This is a genomic window from Arthrobacter sp. TMP15 (assembly GCF_039529835.1).
Taxonomy (GTDB): Bacteria; Actinomycetota; Actinomycetes; order Actinomycetales; family Micrococcaceae; genus Specibacter.
Genome location: NZ_CP154262.1, coordinates 2,630,342 through 2,646,242 on the forward strand (window position 1 = coordinate 2,630,342; position 15,901 = coordinate 2,646,242).

General features: G+C 58.0%; 17 protein-coding genes, 1 other RNA gene and 1 riboswitch. Of the genes, 12 read left to right on the top strand and 6 right to left on the bottom strand.

Annotated elements, in window-relative coordinates; genetic code table 11:
* Positions 1–6 precede the first annotated feature (6 nt).
* Positions 7–561: a group III truncated hemoglobin gene (locus AAFM46_RS11750; protein ID WP_343317954.1), complete on the top strand. Its 555-nt coding sequence runs from the start codon at positions 7–9 to the stop codon at positions 559–561.
* Here AAFM46_RS11750 and rsrA read toward each other — a convergent pair.
* The gene (rsrA, locus tag AAFM46_RS11755) at positions 558–848 is read right to left on the bottom strand and encodes a mycothiol system anti-sigma-R factor (RefSeq protein ID WP_283528296.1); all 291 of its coding nucleotides are present in this window, start codon (positions 846–848) and stop codon (positions 558–560) included. The genes AAFM46_RS11750 and rsrA overlap by 4 nt on opposite strands.
* Positions 849–850: 2 nt before the next feature.
* Positions 851–1,606: a sigma-70 family RNA polymerase sigma factor gene (locus tag AAFM46_RS11760; RefSeq protein ID WP_343317956.1), complete on the bottom strand. Its 756-nt coding sequence runs from the start codon at positions 1,604–1,606 to the stop codon at positions 851–853.
* A gap of 205 nt (positions 1,607–1,811) precedes the next feature.
* Here AAFM46_RS11760 and AAFM46_RS11765 point away from each other — a divergent pair, with 205 nt between their 5' ends.
* The 8 genes from AAFM46_RS11765 (at position 1,812) to AAFM46_RS11800 (ending at position 10,387) form a co-directional block, all read left to right on the top strand.
* Positions 1,812–2,327, top strand: coding sequence for a DoxX family protein (locus AAFM46_RS11765; protein ID WP_283528300.1), 516 nt, complete (start codon positions 1,812–1,814; stop codon positions 2,325–2,327).
* A 6-nt stretch (positions 2,328–2,333) separates the two neighbouring features.
* Positions 2,334–3,686, top strand: coding sequence for a 3-phosphoshikimate 1-carboxyvinyltransferase (aroA, locus tag AAFM46_RS11770; protein ID WP_343317957.1), 1,353 nt, complete (start codon positions 2,334–2,336; stop codon positions 3,684–3,686).
* A 3-nt stretch (positions 3,687–3,689) separates the two neighbouring features.
* The gene (gene rsgA, locus AAFM46_RS11775) at positions 3,690–4,808 is read left to right on the top strand and encodes a ribosome small subunit-dependent GTPase A (RefSeq protein ID WP_283528304.1); all 1,119 of its coding nucleotides are present in this window, start codon (positions 3,690–3,692) and stop codon (positions 4,806–4,808) included.
* An 83-nt stretch (positions 4,809–4,891) separates the two neighbouring features.
* The gene (gene hisN, locus AAFM46_RS11780) at positions 4,892–5,707 is read left to right on the top strand and encodes a histidinol-phosphatase (RefSeq protein WP_283528306.1); all 816 of its coding nucleotides are present in this window, start codon (positions 4,892–4,894) and stop codon (positions 5,705–5,707) included.
* 87 nt (positions 5,708–5,794) lie between these two features.
* A riboswitch (SAM riboswitch) is annotated at positions 5,795–5,908 on the top strand.
* A gap of 44 nt (positions 5,909–5,952) precedes the next feature.
* A complete protein-coding gene (locus tag AAFM46_RS11785) occupies positions 5,953–7,365 on the top strand; it encodes an aminotransferase class V-fold PLP-dependent enzyme (RefSeq protein WP_283528308.1) in 1,413 nt (470 codons plus the stop codon).
* Positions 7,366–7,438: 73 nt separating this feature from the next.
* Positions 7,439–8,206, top strand: coding sequence for a class I SAM-dependent methyltransferase (locus AAFM46_RS11790; protein ID WP_283528310.1), 768 nt, complete (start codon positions 7,439–7,441; stop codon positions 8,204–8,206).
* Positions 8,207–8,343: 137 nt separating this feature from the next.
* On the top strand, positions 8,344–9,615 hold the full coding sequence (locus AAFM46_RS11795; protein ID WP_343317958.1) for an Nramp family divalent metal transporter: 1,272 nt from the start codon (positions 8,344–8,346) through the stop codon (positions 9,613–9,615).
* Positions 9,616–9,631: 16 nt separating this feature from the next.
* Positions 9,632–10,387 carry a metal-dependent transcriptional regulator gene (locus AAFM46_RS11800; RefSeq protein WP_343317959.1) on the top strand — a complete coding sequence of 252 codons (756 nt, stop codon included), beginning with the start codon at positions 9,632–9,634 and terminating at the stop codon, positions 10,385–10,387.
* 46 nt (positions 10,388–10,433) lie between these two features.
* Here the strand turns inward: AAFM46_RS11800 and AAFM46_RS11805 are convergent, their stop codons facing one another.
* The 3 genes from AAFM46_RS11805 to AAFM46_RS11815 all read right to left on the bottom strand — a co-directional run bounded on the left by AAFM46_RS11805 (position 10,434) and on the right by AAFM46_RS11815 (position 12,932).
* The gene (locus tag AAFM46_RS11805; RefSeq protein WP_343317960.1) at positions 10,434–10,829 is read right to left on the bottom strand and encodes a YrdB family protein; all 396 of its coding nucleotides are present in this window, start codon (positions 10,827–10,829) and stop codon (positions 10,434–10,436) included.
* A gap of 15 nt (positions 10,830–10,844) precedes the next feature.
* Complete coding sequence (locus AAFM46_RS11810) at positions 10,845–12,557, bottom strand: AMP-binding protein (protein ID WP_343317962.1); 1,713 nt, start codon at positions 12,555–12,557, stop codon at positions 10,845–10,847.
* Positions 12,558–12,632: 75 nt separating this feature from the next.
* Entirely contained in the window at positions 12,633–12,932 is a 300-nt protein-coding gene (locus AAFM46_RS11815; protein WP_283528321.1) for a DUF4193 domain-containing protein, read from the bottom strand.
* Between the two features lie 289 nt (positions 12,933–13,221).
* Between AAFM46_RS11815 and AAFM46_RS11820 the strand changes: the two genes are divergently transcribed.
* The 3 genes from AAFM46_RS11820 to AAFM46_RS11830 all read left to right on the top strand — a co-directional run bounded on the left by AAFM46_RS11820 (position 13,222) and on the right by AAFM46_RS11830 (position 15,155).
* Entirely contained in the window at positions 13,222–13,614 is a 393-nt protein-coding gene (locus AAFM46_RS11820; protein WP_283528323.1) for a hypothetical protein, read from the top strand.
* Positions 13,615–13,716: 102 nt separating this feature from the next.
* The gene (locus AAFM46_RS11825) at positions 13,717–14,451 is read left to right on the top strand and encodes a hypothetical protein (RefSeq protein WP_343317964.1); all 735 of its coding nucleotides are present in this window, start codon (positions 13,717–13,719) and stop codon (positions 14,449–14,451) included.
* Positions 14,448–15,155, top strand: coding sequence for a hypothetical protein (locus AAFM46_RS11830; RefSeq protein WP_283528327.1), 708 nt, complete (start codon positions 14,448–14,450; stop codon positions 15,153–15,155). Before AAFM46_RS11825 ends, AAFM46_RS11830 begins: the two co-directional genes overlap by 4 nt.
* Positions 15,156–15,473: 318 nt before the next feature.
* Here AAFM46_RS11830 and ssrA read toward each other — a convergent pair.
* Positions 15,474–15,841: a transfer-messenger RNA gene (gene ssrA, locus AAFM46_RS11835) on the bottom strand.
* Between the last annotated feature and the right edge of the window lie 60 nt (positions 15,842–15,901).

Below are 15,901 nucleotides of genomic sequence, written 5' to 3' on the forward strand. Positions count from 1 at the left end.
AAAACCATGAATAACCCTGCTTTGAATACAGGCCGAACGGCCTCAAACCTCGACGCTTACAACCCGGCGCACCCAAAACCCTCTAACAATCCGGGACTGGGCCATACCCGCAGAGATATCACGGACAGGGCCGACGCCTTGCTCCTTGTAGAGACCTTCTACACCAGAGCTTTCTCAGATGAGCTGATAGGTTACATCTTCACGGATGTTGTTCACATGGATCTAGCCCGGCATATGCCCATCATGGCCGACTTCTGGACAACAGTGCTGTTCAAAGCGGGCCTTTACAAGCGCAATGCACTGGCAATCCACTTTGACATTCATGCCAAAGAACCGCTCACACTTGAACATTTCAACCGGTGGCTGCAATTGTGGACCAACACGGTGGATGATCTCTTCATTGGCGAAAAGGCTGAGATGGCAAAGGTCCAGGCGCACCTGATTGGCGGTTCCCTGCACCGTCGTGTGACGGGCAGGTCCGCAAGTCAATACAGTACGATTTCCATGCGCCCGGCAGAGCCCAAACTAGACATTCAGGAACCTTCCGCCGGTATTAGCTAAACCTGGGCCGGCTTACCTTCGTGCGGCCTACCTTCGTGCAGCTTGCCTTCGTGCAGGCGGGCAAGGATTGCAGCTTTAAGAGTCTCAGGGGCAGCTTCTTTACAGGAGCGCTTCACAACTGAGCGAATGACGCACTCAAGGTCATACTCCTGCGAGCAGTCAGAACACCCGTCAAGATGGTCTTTGATCTCGCTGAGGTCATCACAGGACAACGCTCCGTCAAGGTATTCATAAATCCGCACGATGCGTTCGTCGTCGCAATCGCCCAGGCTTTGGCAGTCGCCCATGGTTAATTCTCCGTTTCAGTCATTTGGTTGGTTCCTTTGACATATCCGCGTTCCACGGCATAGTCGGCCAACATTTCACGCAAAAGTTTCCGCCCCCTGTGCAAGCGAGACATCACTGTACCGATGGGGGTGTTCATGATTTCTGAGATTTCCTTGTAGGCGAAGCCTTCAACATCGGCAAAATAAACTGCCAGCCGGAATTCCTCAGGGATCGCCTGTAAGGCTTTTTTCACGTCCGAGTCCGGCAGATGATCCAGCGCATCGGCCTCTGCCGAACGGAGCCCCCGCGAAGTGTGTGACTCGGCTCGTGCCAATTGCCAATCTTCAACACTGTCCGAATTCGATTGCAGCGGCTCGCGCTGCCGCTTGCGGTACAGGTTGATGTAGGTGTTGGTGAGGATCCTGTACAGCCATGCTTTTAGGTTTGTACCCGGTTTGTACTGGTGAAAAGCAGAAAATGCTTTCGTGTACGCCTCTTGGACCAGATCCTCAGCATCACTGGGGTTGCGGGCCATACGCATGGCGGCTGAATACAGTTGGTCCACGTACACCATGGCATCGCGTTCAAAGCGCGCCCGCCTGGCATCAGCGCTCTCGTTGGCAACATCAACTTCAGCCACATCTGTACTACCCACGGCACTTAGAGTGGTGGATGCGGGCTCGGAGTTAGTGGTTTGCTCAGGCTCGGAAATGTTCATCACTCCTGAGTCTATGCTCAGACCCTGCTTCACGGGTGCAGCTTGGATCAGTGTTTGCACTACGGCCTTCCCTCGCTTCAAATGTTTCTTGGCCAGCCTCAACTCAGGCCGCCATTACAGATGTAAACAGGGCAACGGCGTCGTATATTCCGCAAACACCGCATCAGCGAAAGAGTCGTGGGAGACTTAGACACAGCATTAGCCTTCCGCAAAGCGGCCCCGGCCGTGACTCAGGGAGGCTAAAAGCATCAATAAGGAGGCTCACTTGTCCATTGTTCGCGTACTCGCCCGCCCCATGCTGGCGTCTTCGTTTATCTTGTCCGGCCTTGACCGTCTGCGTCACGCAGACCAGACAACGGCGCAGTTGGCGCCGGTGCTGCGCCCGCTCAGCGCGGCCCTGCCTGTTGAGGTCAGCGAAAAGAACCTGGCCCGAGTGCTTGCTGGCACCCAAGTAGGTGCAGGGATTTTGCTGGCGTTTGGGAAATTTTCGCGGCCCGCTGCCGTTGCTTTGGCCTTGACAGCTGGTTTGGGCACAGTGGTTGAGTACCGCAATGCTGAGACAAGCACCAAAGAAAACCGCTCCCACCGGCGCAACCAACTGACCAAGAACATTGGTTTGATTGGCGGCGCGCTTCTGGCAAGTGTTGATACGGCTGGGCGTCCCGGACTGGCGTGGCGTACCGAGAAGCTGCTTCAGAGTGGCAAAAAGACCGCTAAATCCAAGCTTAAATCTGCGGATAAGTCGGTCCGCACACTGGCCCACGAAGTGACAGGACAGTAACTATCCATGACCAGCTCCCACTGGCCCGCACCTTTCTCCACCGCACCCCTTGATGCCACAGTCACCATTCCGGCCTCTAAATCGCTGACCAATCGGTATTTGGTGCTGGCCGCCATTGCCGAGGGTGAATGCCGTTTGCGTGCGCCTTTGCAATCCCGGGACTCTGATCTCATGATCGGGGCACTACGTGCCTTGGGAGCGATCATCAAAGAAGTTCCCGGAGCGCAGGAGGTACCCGATCTGGTGGTCACGCCTATTCCCACGGATTTGACCCCCACCACAGAGGCCACAGAACCCACAGAGACCACAGAGGTTCACTGTGGCCTTGCAGGTACTGTCATGCGCTTCGTCCCGCCGTTAGCGGCCCTCGTTGCCGGCCAGGTGAAGTTCACCGGGGACCCCGCCGCACTTCGCCGTCCCATGGCGCCCATTGTGGCGGCACTGGAAGGACTTGGCGTTCGGGTGGAGGATGGCGAGGACGGTTTCCTGCCATTCACAGTGCAGGGTACAGGTGCTGTTGCCGGTGGCCACGTACAGGTTGATGCGGGTGACTCCTCGCAGTTCATCTCAGCTATTTTGCTGGTCGCTCCCCGATTCACCAACGGTCTGCACCTTGAGCACATCGGTGAGTCTGTCCCCAGCGTGGACCATATTTCCATGACAGTGGAAATTCTGCGTTCAATGGGTGTCGCAGTTGATGACTCCACCCCCAACCACTGGGTTGTGCTCCCTGGAGCTATTGCCGCCTTTGACGTGGCGTTGGAACAGGACCTCTCAAACGCCGGCCCGTTTCTGGCAGCAGCCCTAGCAACACGTGGCACAGTCCGTATCCCGAACTGGCCCACTCAAACGACTCAGGTTGGCGATAAGTGGCGTGAAATCCTGCCCCAGTTCGGTGCCACTGTCAGCCTTGAAGACGGCGTCCTGACAGTCACAGGTGGCCCGGAAATCAAGGGTGTGGATATCTCCGACACTAGTGAGTTGGCACCTTCCACAGCCGCGATCTGTGCTCTGGCTTCCACACCCTCACGCCTGCGCGGCATCTCACACCTGCGCGGACATGAGACCGATCGCCTGGCCGCCCTGGTAGCTGAAATCAACGCTCTGGGTGGCAATGCGGTGGAGACCGAAGACGGACTGATCATCAACCCGGCAGCTCTCCATGGCGGGGTGTTCCACAGTTACCATGATCACCGTATGGCCACGGCCGGCGCCATCATCGGGCTTGCCGTTCCCGGCGTCGAGGTTGAGAATATTGCCACAACTGCCAAGACCATGCCCGAGTTTCCAAATATGTGGGCGGCCATGGTGTCGCAGACCGCTGTTGGAGTCGCCGCGGCGGTTGAAACAAAGGCATAGAACATGGCACGGGATTACAGCAACTGGGATGAATCTGATGTCCGGGTCAGGGCAAATAAGAAGGGCAGCCGGCCAAGAACCAAGGACAGACCCGCCCACGAGGATGCAGTCATTGGCCGGATCGTGACGGTTGACCGTGGCAGATACACGGCCATTGTGGACGAAGATTTACCCACTGAACGCATCCTCATTGCCGCGCGGGCAAGGGAACTTCGCCGCAATCCAGTGGTGGCCGGTGACTTTGTTGCGCTGGTAGGCGATGTGACGGGCAAACCTGACACGCTGGCCCGGCTGGTCCGTGTGGAGGAACGCCGCACCCTGCTGCGTCGAAGTGCCGATGACACCGACCCCGTGGAGCGGGTGGTGGTGGCCAACGCCGATCAGCTTGTGATTGTTGTGGCAGCGGCCAACCCCGAACCCCGCACCGGATTTATCGACAGGGCGCTGGTTGCCGCCTATGACTCAGGCATCTCTCCCCTGCTCCTGATCACCAAAACCGACATCAAGGATCCAGCCGAGCTGCTGGCCAACTACGAGCACTTGGAAATGACTGTCATTATCAGCCGAACAGCTGCCGATGGCGCCTCGGGTATTGACGCCCGCAGCGACGACGGCGACTCCGCTCTGCTTGCCGGCGGTGCTGTTGCCCAGCTGCATGGCTACCTTGACGGCAAGGTCAGCGTGATGGTGGGTCACTCAGGCGTCGGAAAATCGACCATGGTCAATGCACTGACCGGTTCACAACGAGCCACCGGTGGCGTGAATGCCGTCACGGGCCGTGGACGGCACACATCCTCCTCAGCCTTGGCACTGCAGCTCCAAGGCGGCGTACCAGGGTCATGGATCATTGATACCCCAGGCATCCGGTCCTTTGGTTTAGCCCATGTGAATCCGGACAGAATTTTGGCCGCCTTCCCTGACTTACAACCCGGCACCGACAACTGCGAACGGGGCTGCAAGCACAACAGCGTAGCCGTCAATTGCGGCTTGGACCCCTATGTGGCTGCAGGGTTTGCCGGTGACGCCGGAGGCGCCCGCCTTGCTTCCTTGCGCCGCCTGCTAGGGACAAGCGATAGAACTGAAGGCCGTGCCGAGGCGAAAGAACTGGGCAGCATAGAGTAACTCTTTGGCTGCCTCTGCTTTTGGGGTCGCTGCCACTACGCGTCATCCCGGATTTTTCTCTCACTACAGATAGCGTGAAGCGTATGACGATCGCACCCCAAACGTATAACGATGACCTTCGCCTGGCGCATGTTCTTGCAGACAGCGTGGATTCGCTGACCATGTCCCGTTTCAAGGCCCTCGATCTGAGAGTTGAAACCAAGCCTGACCTGACACCTGTGACCGATGCGGACAAGGCTGCCGAGGAGTCCATCCGGAGCCAGCTCTCCAGAGTGCGCCCACGCGATGCCGTGTTGGGCGAGGAATTTGGCAGCAGCGGGCATGGGTCACGACGCTGGATTATTGACCCCATCGACGGCACCAAGAACTTTATGCGCGGCGTCCCGGTCTGGGCCACACTGATTGCCCTGGTTGAGGAAGGCGTCCCGGTTGTGGGCCTTGTCAGCGCCCCGGCACTGGGTAAACGTTGGTGGGCGGCTCAGGGCACAGGAGCTTACATGGGCAAATCCCTTGCCGCTGCAACACGCATCCGGGTCTCCAACGTCGCGGAGCTCAAGGACGCCTCCTTGTCCTACTCGTCTCTGACAGGCTGGGCGGAGCGCGGCAACCGCGACGAGTTCATCTCACTTACCGACGACGTCTGGCGTACCCGGGCCTACGGCGATTTTTGGTCTTACTGCATGGTGGCCGAAGGCAGTGTGGACATTGCCTGTGAGCCCGAACTGAACCTATACGATATGGCCGCACTGGTTCCTATCGTCACAGAGGCCGGTGGCCGCTTCACCTCTTTAGAGGGCGCAGACGGCCCCTTTGGCGGCAATGCCCTGGCGACCAACTCCATTTTGCACACCGAGGTGCTGCGACGCTTGAATCCCAATTGGGATGACTTGCTGGGTTAACTTTTCGAGGTTGCGCAGGTGAGTGCGGCGCTTTATGTAACGTAACAAATGCACTATCTGATTTCTTGGGCTAATCTCTTGTGCATAGGTCACGAGTGCCAGCGCTAAACCCCGGTTTGCTGGCCGGCAACCCTCCTTTCGCGGCGGGGTGCCCCGGGTGACGACCTGGCCAGACCGGAACGGTTTTGGCAAGCGCGGACTGCTTGGCACCCCCCCCAGGCGTCCTTCCGTCGAAGGAATCCTTGATGAGCAACGCCCTGTTGGAAAAAAACTCCCTCATAGAATCGCCGTTGTTGCCCGTTGTGGGTGATGAATTGCAGGCTCCCCTGATCCACGGCGGGCATGTGCGCTACGCCAACCTTGACTACGCAGCCTCCGCACCGGCCATCAACGAGGTAGCGGCCCACTTGAACGAGGTGCTGCCCTATTACGCCAGCGTGCACCGAGGAGCCGGCTTCGCCTCCCAGGTCAGCACCTCAGCTTATGAGAACGCGCGGAGGATTGTGGCGGATTTTGTGGGTGCACGCTCTGATGATTTGGTTATTTTCACCCGAAACACCACAGATTCGTTAAACCTTTTGGCAACGTGTGTGGAAAGCGTCTTGAAGCGCCTCGGGTATGCCGATGGCCGCTCCAACCTTCACGGTGAGGTGCTTTACCTGGACATCGAACACCATGCCAACCTGCTGCCATGGCAGGGCCTGCCACACCGTTCCGTTGTGGCGGCCGACAGCATCGCCTCGACCTTGGCCCGGGTAGAAACACAATTGCGTGCAGGTAATGTGCTTCTGCTGGCGGTTGCTGGCGCCTCCAACGTCACCGGGGAAGTCCTTCCCGTGAACGAGCTGGCCGCCTTGGCACACCGGTACGGGGCGCGCATTGTTGTGGACGCCGCTCAGCTGGCACCGCACCGCCGCATTGATCTGTCCGCTAGCGGAATCGATTACTTGGCTTTCTCCGGGCATAAACTCTACGCACCTTTTGGGGCTGGAGTGCTGGTAGGACGCCGCGACTGGCTCGATGCCGGCACGCCCCACCTGGCCGGCGGGGGTGCCGTGAAAGAGGTTCGGCTTGAATCCGTCACCTGGACCGATGGCCCTGCCCGGCATGAGGCCGGCTCCCCCAATGTTTTGGGCGCCGCCACACTGGCCAAAGCCGCGGCTATTTTGGGCTCCCTTGACCCCTTGGACTGGCACAACCACGAACAACTCCTGCGCAAGCACCTTGTCACTGGCCTGAACAACATAGCGGGTGTTAATGTTCACTCCCTGTTCAGTGATGCGCACTCGCACCCAGACTGCGGCAGCATCGGCGTCGTCAACTTCTCCATTACCGGGTACGACGCCGGATTGGTCGCCGCGTACTTATCGGCAGAACACGGTGTGGGTGTCCGTGACGGTAAATTCTGTGCACATCCGCTGCTCAACAGGCTGGGACTTCCATCAGGCTCGCTCCGGGCCAGTTTTGGGGTGGGCTCACGTGTGGAGGACTCTCAGCGACTCCTTGACGGCATCACGACCCTCCTGCGTGATGGCATGTCCTGGGACTACGTGATCGATTCCGGCCGGTGGGTCCCGGCAAACGATAACCGTAGCTATCCTGACTGGGCGCCCAACACCCCCGGCACAGCAGGTGCGGCTCCCTGCCTGACCGACTAGCCCGGTAGCGTCCGGCTCTGAGCCGGACGCGGTAAAGTTATACGCCACACAGCACAACATTTCAGGAGCGGTTATGGCAGGGATCGGCGGACCCGTTTTTGACGCCGAACGGCGCCAGAGTATGGCAGCGGCATTCCTGGAGGGCGGTGGCAGGTATCACAAGGTCCGGCCCGGTTACCCGCCGGAATCCCTCGCGTGGCTTACGGAAACTGCCACCCATATCCATGATGTGTTGGATGTTGGTTCCGGAACGGGGAAATACACACAGCTGTTGGCAGAGCACGGCTGGTCGCTGTCCGCGGTCGACCCTTCAGCGGATATGCTGGCGCAGCTTATCCTCGACTTCCCGCAAGCCACCGCGATGGTAGGCACTGCCGAACACCTTGAACTGCCCGGCTCGGCCATGGATCTGGTGGTCGTGGCCCAGGCGTGGCACTGGTGCGAACCCTTTGCCGCCAGCAAGGAGATTGCCCGCGTGCTGCGCCCCGAAGGCACCTTGGGGCTGGTGTGGAATCAGCTTGACGTAGGGCAGCCGTGGGTTCACAGGTTGGCCCGGATCATGCACGCAGGGGATGTGCTCAAGCCGGATTTCCGCCCCACCCTGGGCCCGGAGTTCGCCACGCCGTTGCGCCACACCACACGGTGGGTCCAACCACAAACGCCCGAGGAGATTATGGAACTTGCCACATCGCGTAGCTACTACCTTAAAGCCTCAGAGCAGATCCGGGCCAAGGTCATGGCGAATCTGCGGTGGTATTTATTTGACCATTTGGGCCATGCCCCTGGGGAGGAACTGGCCCTGCCCTACCTGACCCAGACCTGGCGCACCCAGAAAGCGTAGACCTCACTTCAGTGCAACGCAGCTCCGTATGCACTACAGCCCAGGGCCATACCCGGCGTTAGCTCGACAACAACCCGAAAATATGACTATGATTTCGGCAGGCCTAAGTGATCGATTTAGGACGTGCGAAGGAAAGAATGGTCCCCGAGACGCTCAACACCCAGAACAAGCCACTGCGCAAGCCACTGCGCAAGCCAGGCGGAGGACTCTTTCTGCTGCTGGGTCCTGCCTTCGTGGCAGCCATTGCCTACGTTGACCCAGGCAATGTTGCGGCGAACCTCACCTCCGGGGCACGTTACGGCTATCTTCTGGTTTGGGTCCTGGTAGCCGCCAATATCATGGCTATGCTGGTCCAATACCAGTCAGCAAAGCTCGGTGTAGTCACCGGTAAATCACTTCCTGAACACTTGGGGGAAAGACTAAAAACCCGTAGCCGCCGCCTGTTCTGGGCGCAGGCCGAGCTTGTTGCGATGGCCACGGATTTAGCTGAGGTGGTGGGCGGGGCAATTGCACTGCACCTTCTTTTCCAGCTGCCGCTTCCCGTAGGCGGCCTACTTGTGGGCTTAGCGTCCATGGGTCTTCTGACAGTCCAGAACCGCCACGGACAGCGCCCCTTTGAGAGCGTCATTATCTTCTTGCTCGTGGTCATCACTATTGGGTTCCTGGCCGGTCTGGTACTCAGCCCCCCGGACCCGGCAGGTGTGATCAGCGGCCTTGTGCCGCGTTTTGAGGGGGCCGGCAGCGTCATGTTAGCGGCTGGGATGCTTGGCGCAACTGTTATGCCACATGCCATCTACCTCCACTCGCAGTTGGCCAAGGACAGGCATCCGGATGCCCGAAGTACCCCTGCCCGGCTCCGGCAAATCGTCAAGGCCACCCGGCTTGACGTGGTGGTGGCACTGATCCTCGCCGGAGCAGTGAATATTGGCATGCTCCTACTAGCCGCCTCAACATTGAGCGGAACCTCTGGCACTGACACCATTGAAGGTGCCCACACCGCGATCGTGAACAGCTTGGGGCCAGTGATCGGCGTGGTATTCGCCGTCGGCTTGCTCGCCTCGGGGCTTGCCTCCACCTCAGTGGGCGCCTACGCCGGGGCAACAATCATGAATGGACTCCTGAAAGTCCGCATTCCTCTGCAGACCCGCCGGCTCGTCAGTCTCATACCGGCGATCATTTTGCTCTCTGTGGGGATTGACCCCACCTGGGCCCTGATCGTTAGCCAAATCGTTCTCAGTTTTGGTATCCCGTTTGCACTCGTCCCGCTCCTGCGCCTAACCGCCAGCAAAAGAATCATGGGAGAGCACAGGGACTCGTTGGTACTACGCCTATCGGCGCTGGTTAGCGTTGTACTGATCGTGGCGTTGAATGCCCTCCTGCTGTGGCTGACCTTCAGCGGCCATCTCTAGCGGGTAGGCTGGGAGTGTGAAACAAACTTTGACCTCCTCAAGCATCGAAGACTATGTCAAAGTCATTTATGCCTACACGGAGTGGCAGGATAAACCCATTACTTCCACGGCTCTGGCGAACCGGCTAGGCGTCGCGAACTCCTCCGTCTCGGAGATGGTTCGCAAGCTAAAAGACCAAGGCCTGGTGGACCACCAACCGTATAGCCCCATTCACCTCACGGAACAGGGCTTGGCGCTGGCGTTATCCATGGTCCGCAGGCACAGGCTTCTGGAAACGTACTTGGTACGCGAGCTTGGCTACACTTGGGACGAGGTCCATGACGAGGCCGAACAACTTGAGCACGCCGTTTCGGATCATTTCATAGAGCGCATGAGCGCCAAACTTGGCCACCCCGTAAGAGACCCGCACGGGGATCCCATCCCTGATGCCGAAGGCCGCATCACCATGGCCCCATCGCATCGCCTTGACGAGCTGGATCCCGGACATACCGGGCGCATTAGTCGCATCAGTGACCACGACCCCGAGCTTCTGCGTCACCTGGAAAAGCTGTCCATCGGCCTCGACACCCAACTTCGGGTTCTGGGCCGGCTTCCTTTCGGCTCGGGTTTTAGCGTGCACTTTCTGGATTCCACGGACGACGCCGCAGACTTGACTCTTGGGGACGAGGTTGCGGCCTCGCTGTGGCTAACTTCTGTAGGATCCCATTCAACGTGCACGGTTCAGGATCTAACTGGCGGCTCATTGATGAGTAACCATGCGGCTTCTCACTAAAGCAGGTCCTACACAAGGGTCCGTGGCCACTTTTTAGAAGTTGGCCTCAGCGCTGCTTTGCCAGGAACGTCCCTGCGGCAAAGTGTGCTGCCGTCAGGGCAAGCATGAGAATGCCCAGGACCGTTGAACCCGCACTGAACAGCGCCACCGCTGCCGTGAAGAACAGCCCAAGCGATACCCAACTGCCAATGCGCTCGCCAACATACTTCTTGCTGCGGGGAACTAAAAAGACTCCCCACCCCACCACAATCACGGCCGGAATCCCCAAGCCGAGAATCAGGTTCCAGGGGCTGTCCTGTTTGAAACCCCAAAACAAGAATGCCGCAACCATCGCCACTTCAAGGACGAAACCCAATACTCCGAGGGCAACTTCCAGCACAGGAGTGAGGGCAGCTACATCAATGCGCGCCCGTTTCACCTCAGACCCTTTGCGACGTCCCACTATCCCTCCACGTTCCTAGCCATTATCAGCGGCCACATTCTGTGTCGCCACGCTCTCTGACATTGCAGCACGTTGCTGACGCAAGATAAAGCGCTGGACTTTACCGCTGGGTGTTTTTGGAAGCTGATCAACGAAATGGATCCGCCGCGGGTAAGCGTGAGCAGCAAAACCAGTTTTGACTAGTTGCTGCAATTCTTTGGCCAAGAGATCCGATGCCTGCGCCGGATTCACCAATACAACAAAGGCTTCAAGGACTTCGCCACGGATCTCATCAGGGGCGCCAATGACGGCCACTTCGGAAACGGCCTGGTGGGTTGCCAACACCGATTCAACATCAAAGGGGCCAATGCGGTAACCGGCCATGATGACAACATCATCATCACGGGCAGAAAAGTATATATAGCCGTCGCCGTCTCGACGCCCTGCATCACCTGTGAGGTACCAGGTACCGTCGGCGCTGAAACGTTCGGCTGTTTTTTCCGGGGCTTGCACATAGCCGGTAAACCACATGAAAGGGCTCTTCTTGACGTTGATGGCTATCCGTCCGGGTTCACCATCGGCAGCGAGTTCAGCGCTGTCGTCGCCAAGCACGTTCACGCTCCACCCGGGCAGCGCCTCCCCCATGGAACCGGGACGCAGTTCCTGACGCAGTCCCTCTGCCCAAGCATTTCCAGCAACCATGCCAAGCTCCGTTTGACCGTAGTGGTCCCTGACTTCTACACCGAAAGCATCACGGCCCCACGCTATGACATCAGGGGTCAGCGGCTCTCCGGCGCTTGAGGCCCGGCGTAGCAGGTGGCTTCTCTCTGGCGTTGATCCAGCACGCAAGGAACGGTAGACGGTGGGGGCTGCCGCAAAGTTGCTCACCTCGAATTTTTCCAGGACGGACCACATGAGTTCCGGACTGAAGCCTGCACTGAGCAGGAGTGAGCGGTGACCGGCGGCCATAGGTGCCAACAGCGCAAAGTACAGCCCATAGGCCCAGCCCGGGTCGGCGACGTTCCAGAAAACATCATCGTCGCGAACATCCAAACCAAACCTGTGGTAGCCAACAAAGGACGCCACAGCGTTGAGCGGAATGGAAACACCTTTGGGTGACCCTGTTGTGCCGGAGGTAAACAGCTGCACCAGCGAGCCATCCCCACCAACGGCAACGGATTCGACGTCGTGACTTTCCTCCTGGGAGGCCCGTCCGGTCTCACGAGTCGATCCGGAACCTGTGAAAGCGCCCGTTCCCGAGACCATCTCAGTGAAAGCATGGTCGTACCCGAAAGCTTCGCCACGGGCAACAACTACAGGACGTGAAGCATCGGTGGGAACTTCACCCGGAGGGAGAAGCTTGTTGCGCTGGTCAGAATCGGTAATCACAAGAGAGGCACCGCTGGCCTGAAGCCGGAATTCGATGGCGTCGTGAGCGAAAGCGGTAAAGAGAGGTACGTTCACCGCGCCCAGGCGCCAAATGCCCAGCAGCGCAATAACAAGTTCAGCGGACTTGGCCATGAGCGTGGCAATATGGTCACCACGTTTGACACCGAGGTCCCGCAAGGCAGCGGCGAACTGCGTAGATTTCTGGCGCAGTTCGCCGTAGCTGATGTCTTTAAACTCAAGATCGGCGGCTATGACCGTGAACGCCGTGTCGGTGGCGGGGTGCCTGTCGCAGAGCAGCTCGGCCGCATTGGCCCCTGGCACCGCGAAAGTATCTAAAAGCTCTTGCACACGTACGCTCATGATCTGCATCCCCGCCTCGATTCACCACCACAGGGCGCGGTGTTGTAAAAGCCCCGCCGCCTCGTTAAACGCTGTTTAGCCTTCGCAGTCTTTGCAGTAGAGCAGACCATTCTTCTCGCGTGCCACCTGGGTGCGGTGGCGGACCAGGAAGCAGGAGGAACAAGTGAACTCATCATCCTGGGCCGGAATGACCTGGATGATCAGTTCCTCATTGGAGAGGTCTGCCCCGGGCAGGTCTGTGCCTTCGGCCGTGTCTGAATCTTCGACGTCGATGTGCGCCGTCTGAGCACCGCCACGCTGTACCTGGAGCGCCTGAAGCGACTCTGTCTCGTGGTCTTCGTCTTTGTTGCGGGGTGCGTCGTAATCCGTTGCCATGCGGTTTTCAAACTCCTGAGTACTCGTGGTATCGGCTGTGTGTTTCAGCGCCTCATACTAGCCCCTGAAAGCTGAAATTGCGCTCTTAATTACCTGTTGTTTTCCCACAGCATAGGGGACGGCTTGAATATTTAGTGTATTCTCGGCGAATTTTTGTAGAATGTTGCGCATATATTTCCTCACTAGTGGTGATTATCACCCTCAATGCACGCACTTTGCACCACTCTTGCGCCTCTTGACAGGGCTTGTGAATCGCCTCTTGGCAAGCTTCGCCTTATCCTTGAAGGACATGGCAAACAACTATTCCTCCCACTCCTCGCTGAATCGGCGCCAAGTGGCACAAGCATTGAACATTCCACCGGAAATGGCTGCTCGCAACGGTATTCCCTCACGGATGAGCTCCGCTGATGTGGCAGCCATTGACGCGGATCCCCCTGCCTGGCTGGCACAATCCCGCGCTAATGCTACGGGGAAGCGGCCAATCTGGGTGGATTTGCGCTGCTACCTCTGCGACTTCCTTGAAGTTGCGCGGCCAAAAAAGTGGTGGCCGGATTTCACCTACGTCATTTGCGACTTCCATGAGAACGATGAGCTTCCTGCTGTCCCTGCCGGTTGGAGACGTAGCGAGTACGACGGCGTGGGCAGTAGATTCCGCGGGATCGTCGACTCCCAAGACCCCTAAGTAGAGAACGTGTCTGCGATGTGGGAGCTTTTCCATGCACTAAGCCGCTACTTTCTGTCTTGACCACTAAAGGTCACGTCTTGATCGGGTAGAGTTCAGGCCGTGACTGTGCCTGCGAGACTCTTCCAACAATGGCTGGGCGCTGTAGCCGGCTCCACCAGCCATGCTGCCGTGTGCCGGGCAGCAGGCATAAAGCGCTCCACTCTTGCCCAACAACTAGTGCGCGGGCGTGTATCCACGGCCACGGTGGCTGCTATTAGCCGGTCGCTTGACCTGCCGGTGGTGAGTGCACTGGCAGCATTCCCTGCGTTCAATGACCTGTCATCCGGAATGAAGCCTCCCACCAGTGCCGAACTGCTCAGTCAAATCTCCGATACAGACCTTCTTCAGGAAATTTTGAACCGGAATACGGCCGCAGCCAGTTTATCCAGTCCCAGCCCCTTGCAGTTGTCGCCGGCACCACCGAGCTCATCTGTCCGCAATTGGCTTGACGCTATAGGCAGGGCTGAACTGCGCCAGAGAATTGCCAGCGAAGCCGGTATTGCACCCCAGAATTTGTCGGCGCAAATCAGCGCGAATCGACTCACAGTCCAACTTGCCATCGCGAGCGCTCGAATCGCCGGGGTGGGATTTACCAACGGACTTGTCGCCACAGGATTTCTGACCCCCGCGGAGGCTGGTTGGTTACCTGGCTCCCGTGAAGAAGCGTTGCGCAGAACGGCCAATAGTGCATTGCTGTCCCTGGCGTCTGCGCGGCTGGAATCGTTGAGCCGCGTGCTACGGCGCACGGAAGAGGATAAAGCGGCGGTTCAAATTGTTTGGGAGAACCTCGGATGATTAGTATTTTGCAGTGGTCAGCTCTGGCAGCCTGTATCGCCTGCACAATGTGGCGTTTCCCGGCTATGCTCAAGGGCCGCAACCGTACTTTGTTTTGGGTGTTCCTTTTGATGTCCACGGCTGTGGCACTGAGCTTGCCGGCCATCTACTTGCCCATCGACGGTCTCTTGGGCGGCGCCAACATTGCCAACGTCATCCTTCGATTGAGCTTGTTTGGCTCCTTCTTCCTACTCGCTGGCAAGGTCGCCGCCGCCTACAACTCACAGTCTGCTTACTACCTGGTTCGCGGCCCCATTGGCGTGGCCGTGCTTCTTGGCTGTTCAGCGGGCATCTGGATCACGTACTTCATCGCTGATACGCAAGGATCCAGCACAGGGCTCTCTGGGATCCCTGCGCAGACATCTTTGACCGTTTATGGGTGGCTTGGCTTCCTCTACATGGGGTACGCAGCAGGCTGCCTCATTGTTCCCACAGCCAAGGCGGTATTTTCCCCCCGGGAGTTCTTAGACCGGGCTGCAGCAGCTTTGATGTGCCTAGGATTCATTTTGGTCTGCGTTGATGTTCCGCTGCAAATTTCGGTAATTTATGTGGACGCACTGGTAAAAGTCGTCTCTTTCTCATCAATTCTGTGTATAACATCGGGTCTGGCTCTGGTCTGGGTGTCCTATATCCGGCGCCGCGCCCAACAAACGGTGGTTGCATAAGGTTAACGTTTAGTAATCTCTCTGGAAAAATGTACACGGATCCATTAGATTCTGACATACTAATGAATGTGTGAACACAGTACGTCCTGGAGCAGGACGTCGCTTTGGGGGTGAGTGGTGGATCGGTTGACTAACCGACCCACCACTCAATTGTTTTTCTGCCCGTTGCCCCGCCATTCGCGGGTGCTGTGGATTTTCGCGGGTGGCAGACCACCCGCGAAAATCCACAGCACCCGCGAGCTTGGGGGTAGCAAACCTGGGGGTAACAAAAAAGGACCTGTCCCCCACCGCAAGGGTGGGAAACAGGTCCCAATAGGGATGTGGAGATGGGGAGAATTGAACTCCCGTCCGATGTTGTGTTGTCAGGTCTTCTCCGGGTGCAGTTTGCATACGGTTTTTCTCGGCCCCAGCTATCTCGCAAACAAGTAGCTGCCAGGCCCAGTTGTATAAGAGTCCCCTAAGCGCCTACAACAAGAACTTAGAGCAGTGGCCCTCTAAATGACGCCAGGATCCGGGACGAGAGCATTCCCGGGCTGACGGACTGTCTTACTGCTTAGGCAGCAAGAGCGAAGTCAGTGCGATTTGATTCAGCACTTATTGTTTTACAGAGATCGTTAACGAGATAACCCTGTATCCTCGACCCGCTTCACCTGTCTCGACTAACACCGTCGAAACCGATCATCCCCTATTGTTTTTTCAAACCCACGCTTGGTTCCTTAGGTAAAGACCATCAGAACCCTTCGTGG